Origin of the sequence: Mammaliicoccus sp. A-M4, from assembly GCF_022386955.1 — a bacterium.
Lineage (GTDB): Bacteria > Bacillota > Bacilli > Staphylococcales > Staphylococcaceae > Mammaliicoccus > Mammaliicoccus lentus.
Genome location: NZ_JAJNHH010000015.1, coordinates 19,005 through 39,976, shown reverse-complemented (window position 1 = coordinate 39,976; position 20,972 = coordinate 19,005). Strand labels below are relative to the sequence as shown.

Genomic DNA, 20,972 nt, shown 5'->3' with positions numbered 1-20,972 from the left:
ATATATATGATATTATAGACACACAATATCTATAATACAGAGGTGTAACATGAAGATATCTAAAGGTACAGATTATGCTTTACATTCATTACTATATTTAATAAGCAATGGTGATAATCAGCCTGTAACTGTAAAGAGGTTATCTGACGTGCTAAATGTTTCTGTTACGTATTTATCTAAAATTTTAACTCAACTTGTCAAAGCTGGTGTGATTAAATCGGCTTCTGGTGCTAAGGGTGGTTATTATTTAGTGAATAATTGGGAAACCATTAGAATATATGACATCATTACTGCAATCGATGGTCATAGAAGCATGATAGAAGATAGTTTTAATCATGGTCCGGAATGTAAAGTTCAGTCTATTTTAAACTCTGCGGAGGATGAAATGACGAAATCTTTAAAATCGAAGACGTTAAAAGATTTAATGTAAATTAAATCTTTTTTTAACAGCTAATCATAGATATTAAGACTCTTTAATATATGTGGAAAAGGTGGTATAAATATGTTTGATTGTATAGTAGTAGGTGGAGGTCCAGCTGGATTAGCGAGTGCTTTAACTTTAGGAAGAGCTTTAAAAACAACATTGGTAATAGATAATGATAATGCGAGAAATAAAGTGACACAGACTTCACATGCGTTTTTAACACAAGATGGTGTAACACCAGAAGAATTAAGGGAAAAAGCACAATCGGATGTTGATAAATATGAAGATGTAACGCGCGTGCAAGATACAGTTGAAAAGATTGCTAAAGAAGGCAATACTTTCATAGTGAAAACGAAAAATGAAACGTACAAAGCTAAGAAAGTTATGTTATGTACTGGATTAAGAGAGACATTACCTAATATAAAAGGTGTGAAAGAAATTTACGGAAAATCTGCATTTTACTGTCCTTGGTGTGACGGTTATGAATTAAGAAATAAATCATTACTCGTAGATGTATCTCCAGAACTAGTGATGCATATGGCTAAATTAGTTAGCAATTGGACTAATGATTTAGTTATAAGTTCACAAGACTTTTCAGAATTAACCGAAGATGATAAATCATTTTTAAAAAAGAAAAATATAAAGCTTGTTCAAGGTAAAGTATCGGAATTTAAACATGATGATGGAATGATAAATGAAGTGATATATGAAGATGGTACTAGAATTTCTAGGAATGGTGCGATTATATCAGTTGAATGGGATACAAAATTTTCATTTTTAGAAGAACTTCAAATTGAAAGAGATGAAAATGGAGGTATTAAAAAAGATGACTTTGGAGAAACTTCTATTCCAGGGTTATTTGTAGCTGGTGAAACAAATGGTGCAATGCCTTCACAACTTATCGATTCTGCTGCAAGTGGTAATCATATTGCTAAATTAGTAGCAATGCAAATTATATTAGAAGCAGAAGGTGAAACATTAAAAGGTTAGCCTGAGTAACTTCAAATATTTATTTAATTCTTTGTAAATAAAAAAATCCTCGCTAACGTATAAAGACTTCTGCTTATACGCTAGCGGGGGTTTTAATTATTTTTTAGTGATTGTAATATGAATATCGAACTCATTGAATTGTGATTTATGCTTATAGCGTTCAGGATTTTGTTCATTCTCTAAATCCACCAGTTCACCAATCAAAGCATTTTTTTTATTTGTTTTATGCATAGATCCTGAAAAACTTTGTGGTGGGTTTTGTTTTAACTCTACTAATTCTGATAAAATGTCGTCTCTTGTTCTCATAATATTGCCTCCTAAATGTTTTAGTAACAATAAAACAGCTCATCTTAAGATTAAGAAGAGCTGTTTAGAGAATCTTCTTATCTTTCAAGTTGATACTTGTTGGATTTAGCACAGTACTTACGCCTGTTGCTGAGGTTTCATCGGGCCAATTCCCTCCGCCTACTCTTAATAAGACTTACGAGCTATTTTATTGTTTCTATTAATATAACTGATAATTCAATATTTGTCTAATAAAATAAATAAATGTTTAAAATATTAAGAAACTGTGAATATATAAATAGTAATCAGCTTGAGGAGGTATAATTATGAAATTTAAATGGATGTCATTACTTTTAGCTTCAGGTCTAGTATTATCTGCTTGCGAAAATAATAATGATGACGACGATATGAAAGACGATCAAAAAGATCAAAAATCAGAACAAACTGAAAAAGAAAATGACAGTCAAGATAATGACAATAAAGATGATTCTACAATGTCAGATAATAAATCTGATAATAAAGCAACTGAAAAAACTGTAAAATGGAATGATGTGAAAGTATCACCTGAAGAAGCAGTTAAAACAGCTCAAAAAGAAGAAAAAGGTGGTTTGAAAGACATATCATTCGAAAAAGAAACTGGTGAGTGGAGTTATAAAATTGAATTATTAGATGGACAAGATGAAAATAAAGTCTTGATCAATGCAGAAGATAATTCTGTTACTAACGTTGAAAACGAAAAAGAAGATGATGACGACAATGACAAAACATTTAAGTTATCTGATGCAGCTAAATTCGAAGATGCTTTAAAAGTAGCTCAAGATAAAGCATCAGGAGATTTAAAAGAATGGTCATTAAGTAGAGAAAACGGTAAACTTGTTTATTCTATTGACTTAAAAGAAGGAAATAAAGACACAACAGAATTTACGATTGATGCTAAAACGAAAGAAATATTAGAACAAGAACAAGACTAATATGAAATGTTTAGACAGGTTGGGACATAAATAAATGTCCCAGCCTATTTTTTTAATACTTTTTTACCTTGATTACCCTCAATTTAATTTACATTTTATTGAAATTTCTTATTGACTAATAGTAAAGATAGGAATAAATTAAAAGAGTGATAATGAATATCAATTAGGTGGGGAGAATCCAATCATGAAGAGAATAGCAACAACACTTTTAGCAAGTACTTTAATATTAACTGCTTGTGGTAATGATGATGAGAAAAAGGAAACTAATGGTGATAAAGAAACGAAAGAAACTACAAAAGTTGATTTTTCTAAAGAAACAAAAGCATATAAAGATTTCACAACGAAACAATTAGATACATTTTTAACTGAAACTGAAAAGTTTGTAGAGGCTGTTAAAGCTGACGACGTTGAAAAAGCTAAAGAGATTTATCCAAAAGCGCGTATGTATTATGAAAGATCAGAGCCAGTAGCGGAAAGTTTTGGCGAACTGGATCCTAAAATTGATGCGCGCTTAGCTGATATGAAGGAAGAGAAAAAGGAAAACGAATGGTCAGGTTATCATAAAATAGAAAAAACTTTATGGGAAGAAAACTCTACAAAAGATATGGGACCTGTTGCAGACCAATTACTTAAAGATGTAAAAGAGTTAAGAGCAAAAGTTGATACTGTAGACGTAACACCAAAATTAATGTTGCAAGGTTCTATTGATTTATTAAATGAAGTATCAAGTTCAAAAATAACTGGTGAAGAAGAAATTTATTCACATACAGATTTATATGACTTCAAAGCAAATATTGAAGGAGCAGAAAAAATCTTTGAAATCTTTAAAGATAAAGTAACTGAAAAAGATAAAAAAGTTGCTGAAACAACGCAAGAAAGATTTGATAACGTTAACAAATTATTAGCAAAATATGAAACGAAAGATGGCGGCTATGTCGACTATACTAAATTATCAAAAGAGGATACGAAAAAATTATCTGAAGCAGTTGATAAATTAGGTGAATCATTAAGTCAAATGGCAGTCATTACGGAGTGATAACTTATGACTAACAAGGACAACCATATAGCAAGAAGGGATTTTTTGAAGCTTGCTGGAGTTGGGGGTGCTGGCCTCATTTTAGGTTCTACCGGTGTCGGTGGAACCTTGTTAGCTTCTCAATATTTTGCAAAAGATAAAACAGATGTAAAAAATAAAGTGGAATTTTATGGTAAGTACCAATCAGGTATTACAACTGATTTGCAGAAACATATTTATTTTGTAGTGTTAACGATTAATAAAATGTCTGTTTCTGATGTTAAAGAAATGTTTAAAACTTGGACGAATTATAGCGTTCATTTAATGAATGGGGAACCAGTAAAAGAGTTAGGCCAAAATAAAATGTTACCAAGTCCAGATACCGGTGAAACAATCGGTATAGATGCTAATCATTTATCATTAACTTTTGGTATAAGTCCATCCTTTTTCGAAAAAGTTGGCCTTGAAAAGTATAAACCTGAATTGTTGAAAGACTTACCTCATTTTCCTAAAGACCAATTAGATAAACAATATACTGGCGGAGACATATGTATACAAGCTTGCTCTGATAATCCACAAGTGAATTTCCATGCTATTAGAAATTTGATAAGAGTAGCTAAAGGTGAAGTTTCTATGAAATGGAGTCAATCTGGATTTAATTCTATCAAAGTAAAAAATGGAAAAATGGAAACGCCTAGAAATTTATTTTCATTTAAAGATGGCACTGGAAACCCGTCTATACATAATCAAACTGAATTAGATAAGTATGTGTTTATTCAAGACGGGTGGGCGAAAAACGGTTCATATTTAGTTGTAAGAAGAATACAAATGTTGTTAGAAACATGGGATAGAACGGCACTTGGTGAACAGGAAGCTACATTTGGAAGGTATCGACATTCCGGAGCTCCATTGGGTAAAGAGAAAGAATTTGACGAGTTTGATAGAAATATAAAAGATAAAAATGGAGAGAAATTAATAGAGGATGAATCACATGTCAGTTTAGCAAAACAGGCGAAATCTAATTTGCTTAGACGTTCTTATTCATACTCAGATGGTATTAATGAACAAACTGGCGCATTTGATGCAGGGCTATTATTTTTATCATTCCAAAGAGCACCGGAACAATTCATTAAAATTCAAAGCAAAATGGGCGCTCAAGATAAATTGAATGAATATATCACACATAGAGGTTCAGGTATTTTTCTATGTTTACCTGGTATTCAAGAAGGAGGATATTTAGGTGAAGCGTTATTTAATCGCATTTAGTATTACCATATTAATGTGCCTAGTTATCCCTATAACTGTTAAAGCGGAAATAAGTTTAAGTAATATTTATATTAGTGTGACAGATGCCAAAACAGCACTCCAAGACAAGGATACAAAAGCTTTTGAAGCACACTTTAAGGATATTAAAGAAAATTGGTCAAAAGTTAACAAAAAAGATCATAAATTAGTTAAAACAATTAATAATGATATAGAAAATATCGAAAAAAGTAACTCAAATGATGAAAAAATAAAATCGCTTAATACTTTAACAACAGATTTGATAGATTATGAAAAAGTATTAAATCCAGTAGACAAACAAGCAAAAAGAGATAAATTGCAAAATCAAATGCAACCGTTGATTAAAGAGATGGGTACAGCTATTTCTAACAAAGACTTTGACAAAGCGGTGGTAATTAATAATAAATTGAATTCAACTTGGACAAACAACGAAAAAATTGTGAGAGAAGAAAATATTGGGCGTTACGGTAAAATAGAAACAGCATTGATGTTTATTAGAATAGAACTTACAAAAGATAAAATCGAGCAAGGTAGTGCCCAAATGCAAGTAGACCAACTCAAAAAAGAACTTGATGACTATCATGCAGGTAAGCAGTCAGATGCAAAAACGAGCAACCAAGTTGTAACGGTTTTAAATGAGTATCTAGATGAAGCAATCAGAAATATCAAAAATAATAAACTAAGTAAAACAAAACAAGATTTACAAAGCTTTATTGTTGCTTGGCCAAACGTGGAAAATGAAATTGGCACAAGAAATGGTGAACTGTACACAAAAATAGAACAGAAAATACCACAATATGTAGGGCAAATAAATGGAAGCAATAAAGATGATATACAAGCAGAACTTGAGACATTGGATCAAGAAATTAAATCAACTATTTCTAAAGCAGGATATACATTTTGGGACGCAGCTTTAATCCTTTTACGAGAAGGTGTAGAAGCATTGCTAATTATTATGGCTTTGTTAACAGTTACTCGTAAAGCAGAACAAACAAAAGCATCTAAATGGATAATGAGTGGAAGCTTGCTAGGAATTATATTAAGTATAGCTTTAGCATTCATATTTAAGGCAATATTTGAAAATTTAGGATCTACACGTGAATTAACAGAAGGTATAGTGGGTATATGCTCGGTTATTTTGATGGTTATTGTAGGTGCTTGGTTACATTCAAAATCAAGTTTAGAATCATGGGAAAAATTTATTAATAAAAACATGGATAAAGCAATGTCTACAGGTAGTCTACTAACATTCGGTTTAGTAGCATTTTTATCAGTATTTAGAGAAGGTGCGGAAACTATTATTTTCTATTTAGGTATAGTAGGTAAGATTTCAACATGGTCTCTCATACTTGGAATATTAGTAGCAGTATTTATTTTAATTTTAATAGCCGTATTCTTTAATCAAATTACAAAATGGATACCAATACATAGACTATTCTTTATTATGTCACTATTTATATTCCTATTAGCATTTAAAATATTAGGCGTAAGTGTACACACGCTACAAATTCTCAATATTTTGCCTCAACACACAATTAATCATTTACCATTTATAGATCTTATAGGATTATATCCAACATATGAGACGGTTATACCACAATTAATCTTAATTGTGATTGTTATGATTTATTATATGATGAGCAAGAAATAAATAAGAGTTTAACCCCCAATCTATCACTCGATAGGTTGGTTTTTTATGTGAGAAGTGTGAAATGTACTAACTTTATGACAATTGTCATAGTGTATTCGTGACAATTTGTACTTATACATACAGCTAATATAATTTATACTTAAACCAATCTTATAAAAGGTGGTGGCCATAGTGATTAAAGTTCAAAATGTAACGAAAGTTTATAATGGTAAAAAAGTTGTGAATGATGTTTCTTTTCAAATTAATAAAGGTGAATGTACAGCTTTAATTGGGCCGAATGGTGCAGGAAAATCAACGTTAATAGATATGATTATTGGTGATAGAAAGCCAAACAATGGAACGATTGAAAGTGACCAATACCAACTCGATAAAAAATATATGGGCATATTATTTCAAACGTCAGCATTTCTAGATGTGATGAAAGTAAAAGAATTATTTAATTTATATAAATCGTTTTATAAACAAACAATTTCAATTGAAGACTTTAAAAGAATTACTAGATTTAATGATGAAAAATTAGAACAATTCGCTTCCAAATTATCTGGCGGTGAGCATAGAATTCTTGATTTTGCATTATCCATCATTGGAAAGCCTAACTTTGTAATCTTAGATGAACCTACAAGTGCAATGGATACTGAAATGAGAAAGCATTTTTGGGTAGTAATTGACCAAATGAAAAAAGAAAGAAAAACAATATTTTATACATCTCATTATATTGAAGAAGTGGAAAGAATGGCTGACCGTGTCATAGTACTTAATAAAGGTGAACTTATAGTCGATAGCACGCCACGTGAAATTCGTCATAGTGACCATAAAACAAATATCCAAATTCCTTTAAAAAACAAAAAAATCATTGAAAATCTTAAAGATATTGAAATTGAAGAACTAAAAGACATTTTGAATATAAAAACTGAAGATGTGAATCCGATAATAAGAACATTGATAGAGAATAATGTTGATTTTAACGAAATTGAAATTACGAAAGAGTCATTAATGGATACTATATTCAAAAAAGATGAAGAAAGGAATTGATGTCCTATGTTATGGGCTTACTTTAAATCTGAACTCATTTTATTGTCTAGAAAGAAAGCATATTTAATACTTTCAATTATGTTACCACTTGTTTTTTATTTAATTTTCACAGCTATGTTAGATTTACCAAAGGAATATGAAGCAAAGTTTTACAAAGAATATATGTTTAGCATGGCGACTTTTAGTTTAAGCAGTTTCTGTATCATGACTTTCCCACTTGAAATGATTGAAGATAAGAAATTAGGTTGGGCTAAAAATCTGTTTAAAACACCTTTATCTCCAATACATTATTATGCTGGTAAAATTATGAAATTAATGTGCATGTTTTGTATGTCTATAATTGCTTTATTTGTAACTGGAGCGTTGTATAAAGGTGTTGAGATGTCTATAGGAGAATGGATAGGATCAGCTATTTTATTATGGATAGGATCAAGCATGTTCTTATCTATAGGAGTGCTCATATCACAAATTAAAGATATTCAAAAAGCTAGTGCAATAGCGAATATCCTGTATTTAGGTCTTGCTGTAATAGGAGGACTATGGTTTCCTACAGACCAATTTCCAAATTGGCTAAAAGAAATTTCTTATTTAACACCAACTTATAATTTAAGAGAGCTCTCACTTTCTTTTACAACGAGCGGTAGCTTTCACTATGAATCTCTATTTATTTTAATAGTTTATTGTATAATATTTATAAGTACAGCATTATTTATACGTAAAAAAACGGAAGTGATTTAATTGTCCATATTAGATAAAGTTAAAGCGAATCCAATAGGTACTGCAAACACCGTTTATTTGATTTTTCCAATACTGAGTTTAACTCTATTAAGCTATAAAGGTCCTTTATGGGGTGGTATTTTTGTTACCATCCTTTTTATTTTAAGTTATTTGATTATGATTTATGAAGATTTAACGGAAAAGGTTAAATTAAGAAGAGTATTACTATTGATTCACTTTTTAGGAATTATATATTTTGTGGCATTTTTCCATGCTTTTGATATTATGTTCTTCTTTTATGGGGCATTCATTATACCTTATGCTTTTCAGGTAAAGCTAAATTCTATTGAAGTGCTTATGTATTTCATTGCATTTTCATTGAGCCTAACGATAGTTGTACTTGATTATAAAGATTATTTGTTTATTCTTTCTCCTATGAGTATTGTTTTTATTTTGCTTTTGTTAGGTAACTTTAAAGCTATTGAAGCTGATAAGTTAAAAAAAGAAATTAATAGTAAAAACGAACATATTAATATATTAATTGCTGAACAAGAAAGAAATCGTATTGGTCAAGACTTACATGATACTTTAGGTCATGTATTTGCTAGTTTAAGTATTAAGTCTGAATTAGCGATGAAGTTAGCTGATAATGATATCGAACAAGCTAAAGAAGAAATGGCATCAGTTAATGAATTATCTAAGGAAGCTCTAGTAAAAGTAAGAGCGATAGTTGATGACTTGAAACTTCAATCTTTTGAAGAAGAAGTAGAAACAATGGACACATTATTAAAAAATGCAAATTTATCGTTTGAATTTAATCATGCAATTCGTGCTAGTATACTCAGCCCTACAAAGCAATCAGCATTATCTATGGTTTTAAGAGAAGCAATAAATAATGTGATAAAACACGCTCAAGCAACAAAAGTAACAGGGACAATTATAGAAAATGATCAAAATATTATTATGGTTATTGAAGATGATGGCAAAGGTATGAAAAAAATAAACGATAATGATTTTAATAGCATTAAGCAAAGAATCAATGTATTTAATGGGGATTTGGAAGTGAATAATATAGATGATGGCTTTAAAATGACAATTAGCTTACCAAAAGGGGGATGATACATTATGATTTCAATTGTCATAGCTGAAGATCAAGAAATGTTGAGAAAAGCCATGGTACAGCTTATGGAATTAAACGATGAATTAGAAATCTTGGGTGATACTGCAAATGGAGAAAGTGCACTCACATTAATAAAAGAAAAGAAACCAGATGTAGCGATATTAGATGTAGAAATGCCGAAAATGACAGGTCTAGAAGTATTAAAAGCAATTAAAGAGTCTAATATGGATACGAAAGTTATTATCGTGACTACATTTAAGCGCCCCGGATATTTTGAAAGTGCAGTTGCAAATGATATTGATGCATACGTACTTAAAGAGCGTTCAATAGATGAATTAGTTACAACTATAAAAAATGTAATGGATGGTAAAAAGGAATATAGCGAAACATTAATGACTTCTATGCTTAAATATAAAAACCCTTTAAATCCTAAAGAGCAACTAGTACTTAAAAAGATTGGAAAAGGATTATCGAGCAAAGAGATTTCTAAAGAACTATTTTTGTCAGATGGGACGATAAGAAATTACACATCGACAATCATAGAAAAATTAGAAGCGGAAAACCGTTTCGACGCTTGGCAAATTGCTATAGAAAAAGGTTGGATATAAAAAGAGTTTAGTATATAAATCCAAATAAAGATGAAGAATAATGCGCTAACGTGCTTGTTTACAACCACAAGCCCGTAAGAAAATGTAACGTGCTAGACTGAAATTTCTTGCCCGTAAGAGCAGAGTATCCAATGAATTTAGGGTGAAATCACATAATAAAGATGAAGAATAATGTGCTAACGTGCTTGTTTACATTCACTAGCCCGTTAGAAAATGTAACGTGCTAGACTGAAATTTCTTGCCCGTAAGAGCAGAGTATCCAATGAATTTAGGATAAAATTACATTAAGGTGATGAAGAATCAAGCGCTAACGTGCTTGTTTACAACGACTAGCCCGTAAGAAAATGTAACGTGCTAATCCCAAATTTCTTGCCCGTAAGAGCAGAGTATCTTATGAATTTAGGATAAAATTACATTAAGATGATTGAGAATAATGCGCTAACGTGCTTGTTTACATTCACTAGCCCGTTAGAAAATGTAACGTGCTAGACTGAAATTTATTGCCCATTAGAGGCACTATAATACCCTCATATATAACAAAGGATCCAGAACATAAATTTGTCCTGGATCCTTTGTTTTCATTCATTATTTCATTTTAACTGTGCGTATGAAATCGTATAGACCTTCTAGTTGATCTAATTGTTGGTTACAGCGAATACTATCGTGACATATATAATTGCCGTTCTTTGTATATGTGCCATCGCCTTTAGATTTCGTAGTTGATAAGAACATGGAAACATTAGATTCTTTCTTACAAATACTACATACACCTGGTTTAATAGTTGTAGATAAATCACCAACTACACCAGTCAATTTATCATCTTCATACATGATGATATATTTTTTCTGTTTTCCAGAATCGTTCCATCCGATATATGATGTTTCTTTTAAATCAATGTTATCCCAATCTGGTTGTTTAAGTTTTTTAGTCTTTTTGAAGACTTTTTCTATTTGTTTAGATGACGGTTGTTGAAAAGGAATGACATAAACTTTTAAGCCAAGCAATACTTTTTCAATTTGTGAACGATTGATTTTTGGATTCATAATGATGTTTATGAAATTATCTACTTCAGAATATTTTTCTGTGAAAAGTTGTTCTATATGATCGTTTGTTATTGCTTGAAAAGTATCGATTGTTTTTGGGTCATTGACTGATTTATATACGTTAAATAGTTTTTCTGAATGTTCTTTAATACTTATATATTGATATGGTTGAATAAAATTATTCATAATTAATCCCTTCTTATTTTAATTTGAACTTTGGGTATGAATAATTGTAGAGAACATGACACATTTAATAGCATCTTGAGATCCCTCCTTATCAGAAACAAGTATAGTCTTTATTAGTTAGCATTTCAACATACAAAATTGGAGAAAGAAAAAACAGATAAAGTATTTTGCCATATACTTTATCTGTTTTAAATTTTTTGACGCTTATAATTTTAAGCTTTTTTATCGTGTGGTGGCCATATGAAATAACTTATTGCGATGATTAAATCTATTATAATTACAATTGTCCATAAATTAATGACATCATCCATTGCTTCTGTACGTTTGGGGTCGTGAATGATAAAAATAATAAGATGTAATATACCAGTTCCTAAAATATAAGATATTAAGTGTTTAACCCAGCTTTTTCCGTATTGTTTAGCATAAGCAATGCCTTTCGGTTTATAAGGTTTTGGACCTTCTTTCATAATATAATACTGAAATCTTTCATCCGCCCATTGAATCATACTTTTACCGAATACAATTGAAACTGCAATGTACACTGCTGCAATAGCGTGAGGTAGTTCTGCGGTAGCACCGTGGTATAAATCTAAACTTGTTGAAACAAGCAATATTAAATCTAGCACGGGTGTTAATGCTAAGAAGAATAAACCGAGATTTTTACGTTTAAATATATATCTTGTAACCAAACCTAATAAGATAACTACCCAAAATGCGATTTCACAGAAGATAATAAGCCAGACAATAAAGTTCATGATTTGTCCTCCTTCGTATTCGTTAAAATATGTATTTCAGTACGAATAATTTTTTCAATATCGTTTTATTAGAAAGTATGTACAAATCATTATCTAACGTATTTTGACCATATATAAAACATTTTAACATAGCTGTATACAATAAAAGTATCAAAATAAAATAGTTTAAATGTCATTGACTTTAGCAATACCAATATCTATTATTGGGTTAAGAAACGAGATTTTACAATTCCTTAACAAACTTTACAAAAAATTAATATTCGAGGAGGTTTAAAGCATGTTCAATTTTCTAAAGCCAGCTAAACATATTGAACCTTTACCTAAAGAAGAGGTAGACGATACGTATAAAAAACTGAGACTCCAAGTATTTATTGGGATCTTCTTAGGGTATGCAGGTTATTATTTATTACGTAAGAACTTTTCACTCGCGATGCCTGCTTTAATTGATGAAGGATTTAGCAAATCAGAATTAGGTTTTGCCTTATCAGCTATTTCAATCGCTTACGGGTTTAGTAAATTTGTTATGGCAACCATTAGTGACCGGAGTAATGCGAGAATATTTTTAACTTTAGGACTTGTATTAACTGCTATTGTTAACTTATTGATGGGTTTTATTCCTGTCTTAACATCAAGCGTTACGATTATGTTTATCATGCTATTCCTAAACGGTTGGTTCCAAGGTATGGGATGGCCGCCATCAGGCAGAGTGCTTGTACATTGGTATAGTGTGAGTGAACGTGGAAGTAAGACTGCAATTTGGAACGTTGCACATAATGTGGGTGGCGGGTTAATGGCTCCACTTGCTCTATTAGGTATCTCTATCACAGGTACACTTTCATTTGGATATTTAAAAGGATTCGAAGGGGCATTTATTTATCCAGCAATACTCGCACTAATTATTGCTTTAGTGTCATATATTCTTGTTAGAGATACACCTCAATCGATGGGATTACCACCAATTGAAGATTATAGACAAGATTATCCAAATGAAAATAGAGAAACATTAGAAGTAGAACTGACAACTAAAGAAATATTGTTTAAATATGTACTAAATAATAAATGGGTTTGGATGATAGCAATTGCAAATATATTTGTTTATTTTGTAAGGTATGGTGTGCTTGATTGGGCTCCAACTTATTTAAGCGAAGAAAAAGATTTTAATTTAAATGCATCTGGTTGGGCTTATTTCTTATATGAATGGGCAGGTATACCAGGTACATTATTATGTGGATATATTTCAGATAAAGTATTTAAAGGTAGAAGGGGACCAGCTGGCTTCATATTCATGTTAGGTGTAACAATAGCCGTTGTTATTTATTGGCTAAATCCTCCTGGAAATCCATTGGTGGATAATATTGCTTTAATCGCAATAGGCTTTTTAATCTATGGACCAGTAATGTTAATTGGTTTACAAGCATTAGACTATGTACCTAAAAAAGCGGCAGGTACTGCAGCAGGACTAACAGGTTTGTTTGGCTATTTAGGTGGTGCAGTTATGGCTAATATTATCATGGGTCTTGTTGTAGATAACTTAGGATGGGATTCTGGTTTCTTATTGTTAACAATTGTAAGTGTGTTAGCAATGTTAAGCTTTATATTCACATGGAATAAACGTGGACAAGAAATTGTAAAATAAAATACTATAAAATATATAATACACTCTAAAAGATGAATGGTTTCATTTTTTAGAGTGTATTTTTCATTATCTAATAAAACAAAAAAATTCAAAAAATATAAAGAATTTAATTTCAATTTATTGTAAAACAAGTTAAAATATTAATGCTAAATTTAGCAATGCTTTTAAAAATAAAAAAATATTTTATTAGGAGTTTTTGGTATGAAAAATATATACGAAATCAAATACTTTAAATACTCTGCAACTAAATATAGAAATCATAATGGATTATCTTTCTTTGTGGTGTTAAAAGGGCAAGTTATGTTGACCATCAATTCTGAAAGTACAACTTATCGAGAAGGAGAAATATTTTTATTGAAGCATAATGAATGTTATAAGTTGGATGTTTCTGAAGGAAATATCGTCGTACAAATACATTTTTATGAATCACTACTTGATAACCTTATTCCTGAATTATTAACTAATCAATTCCAATTGAAAAACCAATCAGAAACGATTCAACTGAGAGAGCAGTTAATTCAACTTTGCAGTATATATTTAACAAAAGATGACGATAAAAATATTAAAATATTAAAAACATTACTATATATAGTAGAGAATATAAAAACGAGTTTCGAATTTTCTTATGATATGGACACAATTTCTACTGAAGGTTTACACCCTGTCATCGAAGAAATCAAGAACTATATTTATATTAACTATAATGAGAAAATCACTATGAACACTTTTACATCTAAATATCATTTATCGGAGTCTTATTTTTCAAAAATGTTTAAAGAACAAATGGGTATGAATTTTAAAGATTATTTAACGGATATTAGGTTATTGAATAGTATTTACGATTTGATTCATACAAATGAAAAAGTCATTGATATATCAGAAAAACATGGATTTTATAACGTGTCAGCATACATTAGCTCATTTAAATTACATTATGGTATAACACCTAAAAAGTATCGAACAATGTTTCAGAGTGAAAACACGAAATTTGCAAGACAAAATTTTTATAACGAAATAGACTACGAAAAGAAACTAAGTATAGATGAAATTAAATCGTATCTAAAATATTTTAAAACAACATATATAAATACAGATATTCAACAAGATAAAGAAATGTTATTGTTAAAATAAAAAGGAGACAAGAAGATGATAGTAGCATATATTGCTATGATAATGTTAATTATCATAGCGGTGACTTCTATAATAAAAGACATAACAGATAATAATGAAAATAAGAAAAAGAACCTTTTACCAAGTATAGCTATGTTGCTTGGAGGTATTATCATGCTTGTTTATAGTTTAGTATATTTGAGTTGAACACATATATGAAGTTCTATGTAGCAAGACGAGGCGCACGTGCAACATATAAGGTGAGAATGTTGCAAGACGAGGTTCACATGCAACATATAAGGTGAGGATGTTGCAAGACGAGGTTCACGTGCAACATATAAGGTGAGAATGTTGCAAGACGAGGTTCACATGCAACATATAAGGTGAGGATGTTGCAAGACGAGGTTCACGTGCAACATATAAGGTGAGAATGTTGCAAGACGAGGTTCACGTGCAACATATAAGGTGAGAATGTTGCAAGACGAGGTTCACGTGCAACATTTGATCTCCCTTTAACATACTCAGTCCAATTAAAACCACCGATTCAACTAATGAATCGGTGGTTTGCTATACATTTATGATTGTGAAATATATTTTTTAATAACTTCTTTATTTTTTTCTTTGAAAATATCGTTGTGGCTTGATACACGGCCGCCTGCCTGTGCTTCAGGATCTATATAACTTTTAGCTAAGTTTGCTGCATTAGCTGCGTCATTGAAACATGATGCGATAAGGTGTGCTTTTGCATCGTGTTTAAGAATATCTCCAGCTCCAAAGATACCTTGTACTGACGTTTGTGTATTACCTAAGCCTTCAATAAAGAAATCATTTACTAAGTTAACTTTTGTTTGTGCATTGTGTAGCAATTCAGATTCACGATCGAAACCATGACTAATAATCACTTCTTCAACTGGAATCACTTCTTGTTCTTTCGTTTCAACATGTTCTAACACAACTTCTGAAATAACAGGTTTATCTGGCTGACTGTTTAACTGTTTGATGACCATACTAGGTTTCTTAATAACGTCTAATTTTTCTAGGAGATTTTTCATGTGTTCGTGACCTGATATTTCTTCTTTTCTATAACAGATTGTAACACTTTTAGCATATTCAGATAGGTCACAAGCCCAGTCTAGAGCTGAGTTCCCAGCACCTGAAATTAATATATGTTTATCTTTATATTTTTGGATAGATTGTACAACATAGTTTAAGTTTGATAGTTCAAAACGCTCTGCACCTTCTATATCAAGTGTAAGTGGTTTAATAATTCCGCCGCCGACAGCAATAATTATAGATTTTGAATGATATTCATTTTCTTTATCTGTAGATATTATGAAATGTTGTTCTTCTACTTTTTGAATGTCTACTACTTTTTCCCCTAAACATACTTCAGGATTAAAATGTAACCCTTGTTCTACTAGATCTTGTATAACTTCATAACAAGGTTTTGGAGCAAGTGCACCAATATCCCATATAACTTTTTCTGGATACACATGCATTTTCCCACCCAATTTATCTTGGAAATCAACAATTCTTACGCTCATTCCTCTTAATCCCGAATAGAAGCTTGCGAACAAACCTGCTGGACCCCCGCCAATAATCGTAACGTCTGTTATATTCATAAATCGTGATTCCTCCTATTTTTCTACTTACGAGTATTATCCTACATCTGCAAATGATAATCAATATCATTGAATAGATTGTAATAATTTAATAAATAAAAAATTACCCACTAAAGTTATAATTTAGGTGGGTAATTTCGAATATATAATATTTTATTTTCAGTTAAATCCTAAAAATTATTCAACTGGGAATAATTTTTCAATTGTATCTAAGTTTTCTTTTGTTAATTTTACATCTAAAGTTTTTAAATTATCGATGACTTGGTCTTTACGTTTAGCACCTGGAATAATAACATCTAATGATGGTTTTGTTAAATAGAAAGCAAGTACAATGTGTGCAACTTCAACATTGTGTTCTTTAGCAATATCACGTAATTTATCGACTTTTTTAAGATTTTCTTTAAATCGTTCACCTTGGAATTCTGGATTATCTGCTCTTAAGTCATTAAATGTTGTATTTTCATCATATTTACCCGCTAATAGTCCAGAAACCAATGGGAAGTAAGGGATAAAAGTAATATTGTTTTCTGCTGTATAATTTAAAATTTCTTCGTTTTCTCTATTTAATAAGTTATATTCTAATTGTACGACATCAACATGTCCATCTTTATTTGCTTCTTTTAATTGTTCTAAACTAAAGTTTGAAACACCAATTGCTTTAATTTTACCTTGTTCTTTTAATTCTTGTAGTGTTGCTACTGCTTTATCTTTTGGTGTGTCTTCATCTGGAAAATGTATATAATATAAATCTATATAATCAGTTTGTAATCTTTTTAGACTATTTTCCACTTGTTCTTTTAAAAATTCAGGGTCATTGGAGAGTTTTGTTTCATCGCCGTCAAAATAATGAGCACCCTTAGTTGCGATTACAACATCTTCTCTATTGTATTCTTTGACAACATCTCCAACGAGTTCTTCAGAACGACCTGGTCCATATATAAACGCAGTATCTAGAAGGGTAACACCATTTTCAATTGCTGCTCTCACAACATCTTTACCTTGTTCTTCATCAAGATTTGGATATAAATTGTGCCCACCAACAGCATTTGTACCTAAACCAATTGGATTAACTTTGATATCTGTTTTACCTAATTTTGAAAGCTCTGTCACAAAAATCACTCCTTATCTTTTATATATATACCTTATCATTTAACTAAGACTTATTTAAAGGTTAATGCTTAAAGCTACTGCCAATACAAAAAGAGAGTCTGGAACAATTATTTATGACCCAGACTCCTTTAATTAATTTTGTTATTAAAACTCTTCGTATTCTGCTGGATCTTGGTCTTTTAGTCTACCATCAGATTTAGTTAAATTGTCTATAGTGTGTAAATCTTCTGATTCTATGTAGAAGTCGAAAATATCAAGATTTTGTATTTGTCTTGCGTTTGATGTTGACTTAGGAATTGGAACTACACCATTTTGCACATGCCATTTTAATATAATTTGTGGAATTGTTTTATTATATTTTTCTGCGATTTGTTCGATGTTTTTATCGTGAATAACTTCTGATGCACGACCTAACGGGCTCCATGCTTCAGTTATGATGCCTTTTTCTTCATGATATTTAATAGCATCTTTCTGATTAAAGTACGGATGCAGTTCAATTTGGTTAACAGCCGGTAGTACACCTGTTTCTTTTTCTAAAGTTTCAAGATGTTCTGGTAAGAAGTTACAAACACCAATTGATTTTACCAGTCCCATTTTTTGAGCTTCAATTAATGCCTTCCAAGCTTCTACGTATAAACCTTGTTTAGGATTTGGCCAATGAATTAAATATAAATCAATGTACTCAACGCCAAGACGGTATATAGATTCTTGAATTGTTCTAGCTGCTTGCTCATAACTATGATAGCGACCAGGTAATTTAGAGGTAACAATAATTTGATCGCGACTAACATGACTTTGCTGCATCGCTTTACCTACAGTACCTTCATTTTCATAGTTATATGCAGTATCTAATACTCTATAACCATTGTTAAGTGCATTTACAATTGCATGAACACCTGATGCGCCATTCAATTTATATGTACCAAAACCGACTTGAGGTATTACGTGTCCATCAATTAAATTATAATTTTCCATGAAAAAAACGCCTCCAATATTTTTATGTTTACTATATATCAAACTATATCATATTATAATAAATAGATTGAATTTTTAGATTTCAAAAATAAATAAAAGTCGGTAAAATTCTTTTAAAAAAACTTCTTGAAAACGTATTGAATTCACTATAACTTTGTAGTAACATGTATCTCATTGCGTAAGACAGTATAGCTATGAGCTAGAGGTCATATTATGAAGTAAAGAAGGGTTAGTATGGAACGCGTATGTGTCATTTCATTAAGCATTATAGATGCGATATTGATACTCATGTTGTTGCTGTTTAATACATTTATTATTTCAAATATTTATGTGTTAACAGTTTATACTTTAATCATGGTACTGGTTTCTGGTTATATAGTGTATTTAGCTATAAGTATGAAATGCGATCAATCTATTAATCAATTTGATCAATTTGACCAAACATACAAATAACAAAAAGAATATAAAGCAAATAATGATTAAAAGTTATAGCAATTGAGCCACTGTGCTCAATTGCTTTTTATATGTCATAATTTATTAAAAATTTGTAAAATTCTTTCTTAAATCTAGTAACATACATAGGTTATGCATGGTATAATGATGTTGTTTTTAATTAATCATAAAGGTGGACAAATAACGATGTTTTTAATCATCAATATAATTGGTTTGTTAATATTCATTGGAGTCGCTTTTCTTTTTTCTAGGGATAAGAAGAATATTGATTGGAAATCGGTTCTAATACTTATTGTTATTAACTTAGTATTAGCATGGTTCTTCACTCAATTTTCATTCGGGGCAAAATTTGTTAAAAGTGCGGCAGATGGCGTGTCATGGTTATTAGAGTCTGCATTCTCAGGTATTGGGTTTGCATTCGACAGTTTTGTAGCACCGGGACCAGGAAAAATGGATATGGCAGTTTCTGCTTTATTACCAATTCTACTTGTAGTACCAGTATTTGATATTTTAATGTACTTAGGTATATTACCTAAATTTATCTCATTCTTAGGTTTAGTCATTTCAAAAATAACAAGACAACCTAAATTTGAATCATTCTTCTCAATTGAAATGATGTTTTTAGGAAACACAGAAGCTTTAGCAGTATCATCTAAACAATTAACATCTATGAATAAAGTGAGAGTATTAACAGTTGCAATGATGTCTATGAGTTCCGTTTCAGGTGCGATTGTTGGTTCTTACATACAAATGATTCCGGGAGAATTTGTATTAACAGCTATTCCATTAAACATCATTAATGCAATCATCGTTACAACAATATTAAATCCATTTGATTTAGATCCAGAAGAGGATGTGGTAGCTGAAATAGACGAAGGAGAAAAACAACCATTCTTCTCATTCTTAGGAGATTCAGTTATTAACGCCGGTAAATTGGTATTAATCATTATCGCATTCGTTATTGCATTTGTTGCGATAGCAGACTTGATAAATAAATTATTAGGCATTATGGATCCTATTCCATATTTACCAGAAATAAGATTAGAGTATATACTTGGTATCTTTATGTATCCATTTGCATTGCTATTAGGCTTGCCGTTCGGAGAAGCTTGGGTTGTAGCACAACAAATGGCGCTCAAAATTGTAACGAATGAGTTCGTAGTTATGAGCACTATCAGCAAAGAAATAGGTGAATATTCTACGCATAGAGCTGCAGTTATCAGTACATTCTTAGTATCATTTGCTAACTTCTCTACAATTGGAATGATAATTGGTACTTTAAAAGGTATCGTTAAAGATGATGTATCTAACTTTGTTTCTAAATATGTGCCAATGATGTTGTTATCAGGTATATTAGTATCACTATTAACAGCAGCATTCGTCGGATTATTTGCTTGGTAAACTTAAATAAGCGATAATCTATTTAATAAGTTAATTTTAAAAGCAGCAAGCACTTATAGTGTACTTGTTGCTTTTTTTAATAAGGAGGACAAACCGTGATTAAACGAATTTTAGATATTTCTGGTATATGTTTATGGATTGCTACTCTATTAATTATATTGATTAATTATCCTTCGTTGCCTAGTGAAATTCCAAGTCATTATAATGTCTCAGGCGAAGCGGATGCTTGGGCTATAAAAGCCTTTATTTTCTTTTTACCAACTTTAGGTCTAATAATCTGGGGAGTATTACATTTCATAACACGTGGGACTAAATTGGATCGGTATATAAATGTTTCTACATTATATGGTCCACCGAGTAACGAGCAGATTTCAAGTGCTAAGTTTTTAATAGATGTTCTGAAATTTGAAACAGTAGCCTTATTTTCATATCTAGCTATTAAAGGTATATATACAGCATACGGTAAGCCATTTAACCTAGGAATGTGGGAAGCAATAATTATATTGGGTATATTTGGTGTAACAATTTTATTATCTATGATACATAACTATGATTTAGATAAGAAGAAAAAAGAAGAATAGGT

General features: G+C 30.8%; 22 protein-coding genes and 1 riboswitch. Of the genes, 16 read left to right on the top strand and 6 right to left on the bottom strand.

Annotated features, from left to right (window positions below; translation table 11 throughout):
• The first annotated feature begins 49 nt into the window (after nucleotides 1-49).
• Together LQ682_RS12130 and LQ682_RS12125 are read left to right on the top strand one after the other, a co-directional pair.
• The gene (locus LQ682_RS12130; RefSeq protein ID WP_064204800.1) at nucleotides 50-430 is read left to right on the top strand and encodes an RrF2 family transcriptional regulator; all 381 of its coding nucleotides are present in this window, start codon (nucleotides 50-52) and stop codon (nucleotides 428-430) included.
• A 72-nt stretch (nucleotides 431-502) separates the two neighbouring features.
• On the top strand, nucleotides 503-1,414 hold the full coding sequence (locus tag LQ682_RS12125) for an NAD(P)/FAD-dependent oxidoreductase (protein WP_103269251.1): 912 nt from the start codon (nucleotides 503-505) through the stop codon (nucleotides 1,412-1,414).
• A 96-nt stretch (nucleotides 1,415-1,510) separates the two neighbouring features.
• Here the strand turns inward: LQ682_RS12125 and LQ682_RS12120 are convergent, their stop codons facing one another.
• A complete protein-coding gene (locus LQ682_RS12120) occupies nucleotides 1,511-1,720 on the bottom strand; it encodes a hypothetical protein (protein WP_103269250.1) in 210 nt (69 codons plus the stop codon).
• A 74-nt stretch (nucleotides 1,721-1,794) separates the two neighbouring features.
• Nucleotides 1,795-1,895: riboswitch (SAM riboswitch) on the bottom strand.
• Between the two features lie 130 nt (nucleotides 1,896-2,025).
• Here LQ682_RS12120 and LQ682_RS12115 point away from each other — a divergent pair.
• The 8 genes from LQ682_RS12115 to LQ682_RS12080 all read left to right on the top strand — a co-directional run bounded on the left by LQ682_RS12115 (nucleotide 2,026) and on the right by LQ682_RS12080 (nucleotide 10,097).
• The gene (locus LQ682_RS12115) at nucleotides 2,026-2,670 is read left to right on the top strand and encodes a PepSY domain-containing protein (protein ID WP_239724384.1); all 645 of its coding nucleotides are present in this window, start codon (nucleotides 2,026-2,028) and stop codon (nucleotides 2,668-2,670) included.
• A gap of 184 nt (nucleotides 2,671-2,854) precedes the next feature.
• Nucleotides 2,855-3,706 carry an iron uptake system protein EfeO gene (gene efeO, locus LQ682_RS12110; RefSeq protein ID WP_016998440.1) on the top strand — a complete coding sequence of 284 codons (852 nt, stop codon included), beginning with the start codon at nucleotides 2,855-2,857 and terminating at the stop codon, nucleotides 3,704-3,706.
• 6 nt (nucleotides 3,707-3,712) lie between these two features.
• Nucleotides 3,713-4,951 (top strand): iron uptake transporter deferrochelatase/peroxidase subunit, encoded by a 1,239-nt coding sequence (gene efeB, locus LQ682_RS12105; protein WP_239724382.1) that lies wholly within the window; start codon nucleotides 3,713-3,715, stop codon nucleotides 4,949-4,951.
• The gene (locus LQ682_RS12100; protein ID WP_239724377.1) at nucleotides 4,926-6,620 is read left to right on the top strand and encodes an FTR1 family iron permease; all 1,695 of its coding nucleotides are present in this window, start codon (nucleotides 4,926-4,928) and stop codon (nucleotides 6,618-6,620) included. Before efeB ends, LQ682_RS12100 begins: the two co-directional genes overlap by 26 nt.
• 171 nt (nucleotides 6,621-6,791) lie before the next feature.
• Entirely contained in the window at nucleotides 6,792-7,652 is an 861-nt protein-coding gene (locus LQ682_RS12095; protein WP_239724376.1) for an ABC transporter ATP-binding protein, read from the top strand.
• Nucleotides 7,653-7,658: 6 nt separating this feature from the next.
• Nucleotides 7,659-8,390, top strand: coding sequence for an ABC transporter permease (locus LQ682_RS12090; protein WP_016998436.1), 732 nt, complete (start codon nucleotides 7,659-7,661; stop codon nucleotides 8,388-8,390).
• Complete coding sequence (locus LQ682_RS12085; RefSeq protein ID WP_239724375.1) at nucleotides 8,391-9,488, top strand: sensor histidine kinase; 1,098 nt, start codon at nucleotides 8,391-8,393, stop codon at nucleotides 9,486-9,488. It begins immediately after the preceding gene.
• Nucleotides 9,489-9,494: 6 nt separating this feature from the next.
• Nucleotides 9,495-10,097, top strand: coding sequence for a response regulator transcription factor (locus LQ682_RS12080; protein ID WP_147641082.1), 603 nt, complete (start codon nucleotides 9,495-9,497; stop codon nucleotides 10,095-10,097).
• A 585-nt stretch (nucleotides 10,098-10,682) separates the two neighbouring features.
• Here the strand turns inward: LQ682_RS12080 and LQ682_RS12075 are convergent.
• Nucleotides 10,683-11,327: a FusB/FusC family EF-G-binding protein gene (locus LQ682_RS12075; RefSeq protein ID WP_239724374.1), complete on the bottom strand. Its 645-nt coding sequence runs from the start codon at nucleotides 11,325-11,327 to the stop codon at nucleotides 10,683-10,685.
• 212 nt (nucleotides 11,328-11,539) lie between these two features.
• Nucleotides 11,540-12,082: a hypothetical protein gene (locus LQ682_RS12070; RefSeq protein ID WP_239724366.1), complete on the bottom strand. Its 543-nt coding sequence runs from the start codon at nucleotides 12,080-12,082 to the stop codon at nucleotides 11,540-11,542.
• A 277-nt stretch (nucleotides 12,083-12,359) separates the two neighbouring features.
• Here LQ682_RS12070 and glpT point away from each other — a divergent pair, with 277 nt between their 5' ends.
• The 3 genes from glpT to LQ682_RS12055 all read left to right on the top strand — a co-directional run bounded on the left by glpT (nucleotide 12,360) and on the right by LQ682_RS12055 (nucleotide 15,035).
• Nucleotides 12,360-13,718 (top strand): glycerol-3-phosphate transporter, encoded by a 1,359-nt coding sequence (gene glpT / locus LQ682_RS12065; RefSeq protein WP_016998432.1) that lies wholly within the window; start codon nucleotides 12,360-12,362, stop codon nucleotides 13,716-13,718.
• A 201-nt stretch (nucleotides 13,719-13,919) separates the two neighbouring features.
• Entirely contained in the window at nucleotides 13,920-14,849 is a 930-nt protein-coding gene (locus LQ682_RS12060) for an AraC family transcriptional regulator (RefSeq protein WP_016998431.1), read from the top strand.
• 15 nt (nucleotides 14,850-14,864) lie between these two features.
• Complete coding sequence (locus LQ682_RS12055; protein WP_016998430.1) at nucleotides 14,865-15,035, top strand: hypothetical protein; 171 nt, start codon at nucleotides 14,865-14,867, stop codon at nucleotides 15,033-15,035.
• A 368-nt stretch (nucleotides 15,036-15,403) separates the two neighbouring features.
• Here LQ682_RS12055 and LQ682_RS12050 read toward each other — a convergent pair whose 3' ends face one another.
• From LQ682_RS12050 to LQ682_RS12040, 3 genes are all read right to left on the bottom strand, one after another.
• Nucleotides 15,404-16,444 carry an NAD(P)/FAD-dependent oxidoreductase gene (locus tag LQ682_RS12050; protein ID WP_239724397.1) on the bottom strand — a complete coding sequence of 347 codons (1,041 nt, stop codon included), beginning with the start codon at nucleotides 16,442-16,444 and terminating at the stop codon, nucleotides 15,404-15,406.
• Between the two features lie 183 nt (nucleotides 16,445-16,627).
• Nucleotides 16,628-17,560, bottom strand: a complete 933-nt coding sequence (locus LQ682_RS12045; protein ID WP_239724365.1) for an aldo/keto reductase — start codon at nucleotides 17,558-17,560, stop codon at nucleotides 16,628-16,630.
• Nucleotides 17,561-17,704: 144 nt separating this feature from the next.
• Entirely contained in the window at nucleotides 17,705-18,535 is an 831-nt protein-coding gene (locus tag LQ682_RS12040) for an aldo/keto reductase (protein WP_239724357.1), read from the bottom strand.
• A 234-nt stretch (nucleotides 18,536-18,769) separates the two neighbouring features.
• Between LQ682_RS12040 and LQ682_RS12035 the strand changes: the two genes are divergently transcribed.
• From LQ682_RS12035 to LQ682_RS12025, 3 genes are all read left to right on the top strand, one after another.
• A complete protein-coding gene (locus tag LQ682_RS12035) occupies nucleotides 18,770-18,988 on the top strand; it encodes a hypothetical protein (RefSeq protein WP_016998426.1) in 219 nt (72 codons plus the stop codon).
• Nucleotides 18,989-19,174: 186 nt separating this feature from the next.
• Nucleotides 19,175-20,389 carry a NupC/NupG family nucleoside CNT transporter gene (locus LQ682_RS12030; RefSeq protein ID WP_070045517.1) on the top strand — a complete coding sequence of 405 codons (1,215 nt, stop codon included), beginning with the start codon at nucleotides 19,175-19,177 and terminating at the stop codon, nucleotides 20,387-20,389.
• A gap of 95 nt (nucleotides 20,390-20,484) precedes the next feature.
• Nucleotides 20,485-20,970: a DUF1648 domain-containing protein gene (locus tag LQ682_RS12025; protein ID WP_239724356.1), complete on the top strand. Its 486-nt coding sequence runs from the start codon at nucleotides 20,485-20,487 to the stop codon at nucleotides 20,968-20,970.
• Nucleotides 20,971-20,972 lie beyond the last annotated feature (2 nt).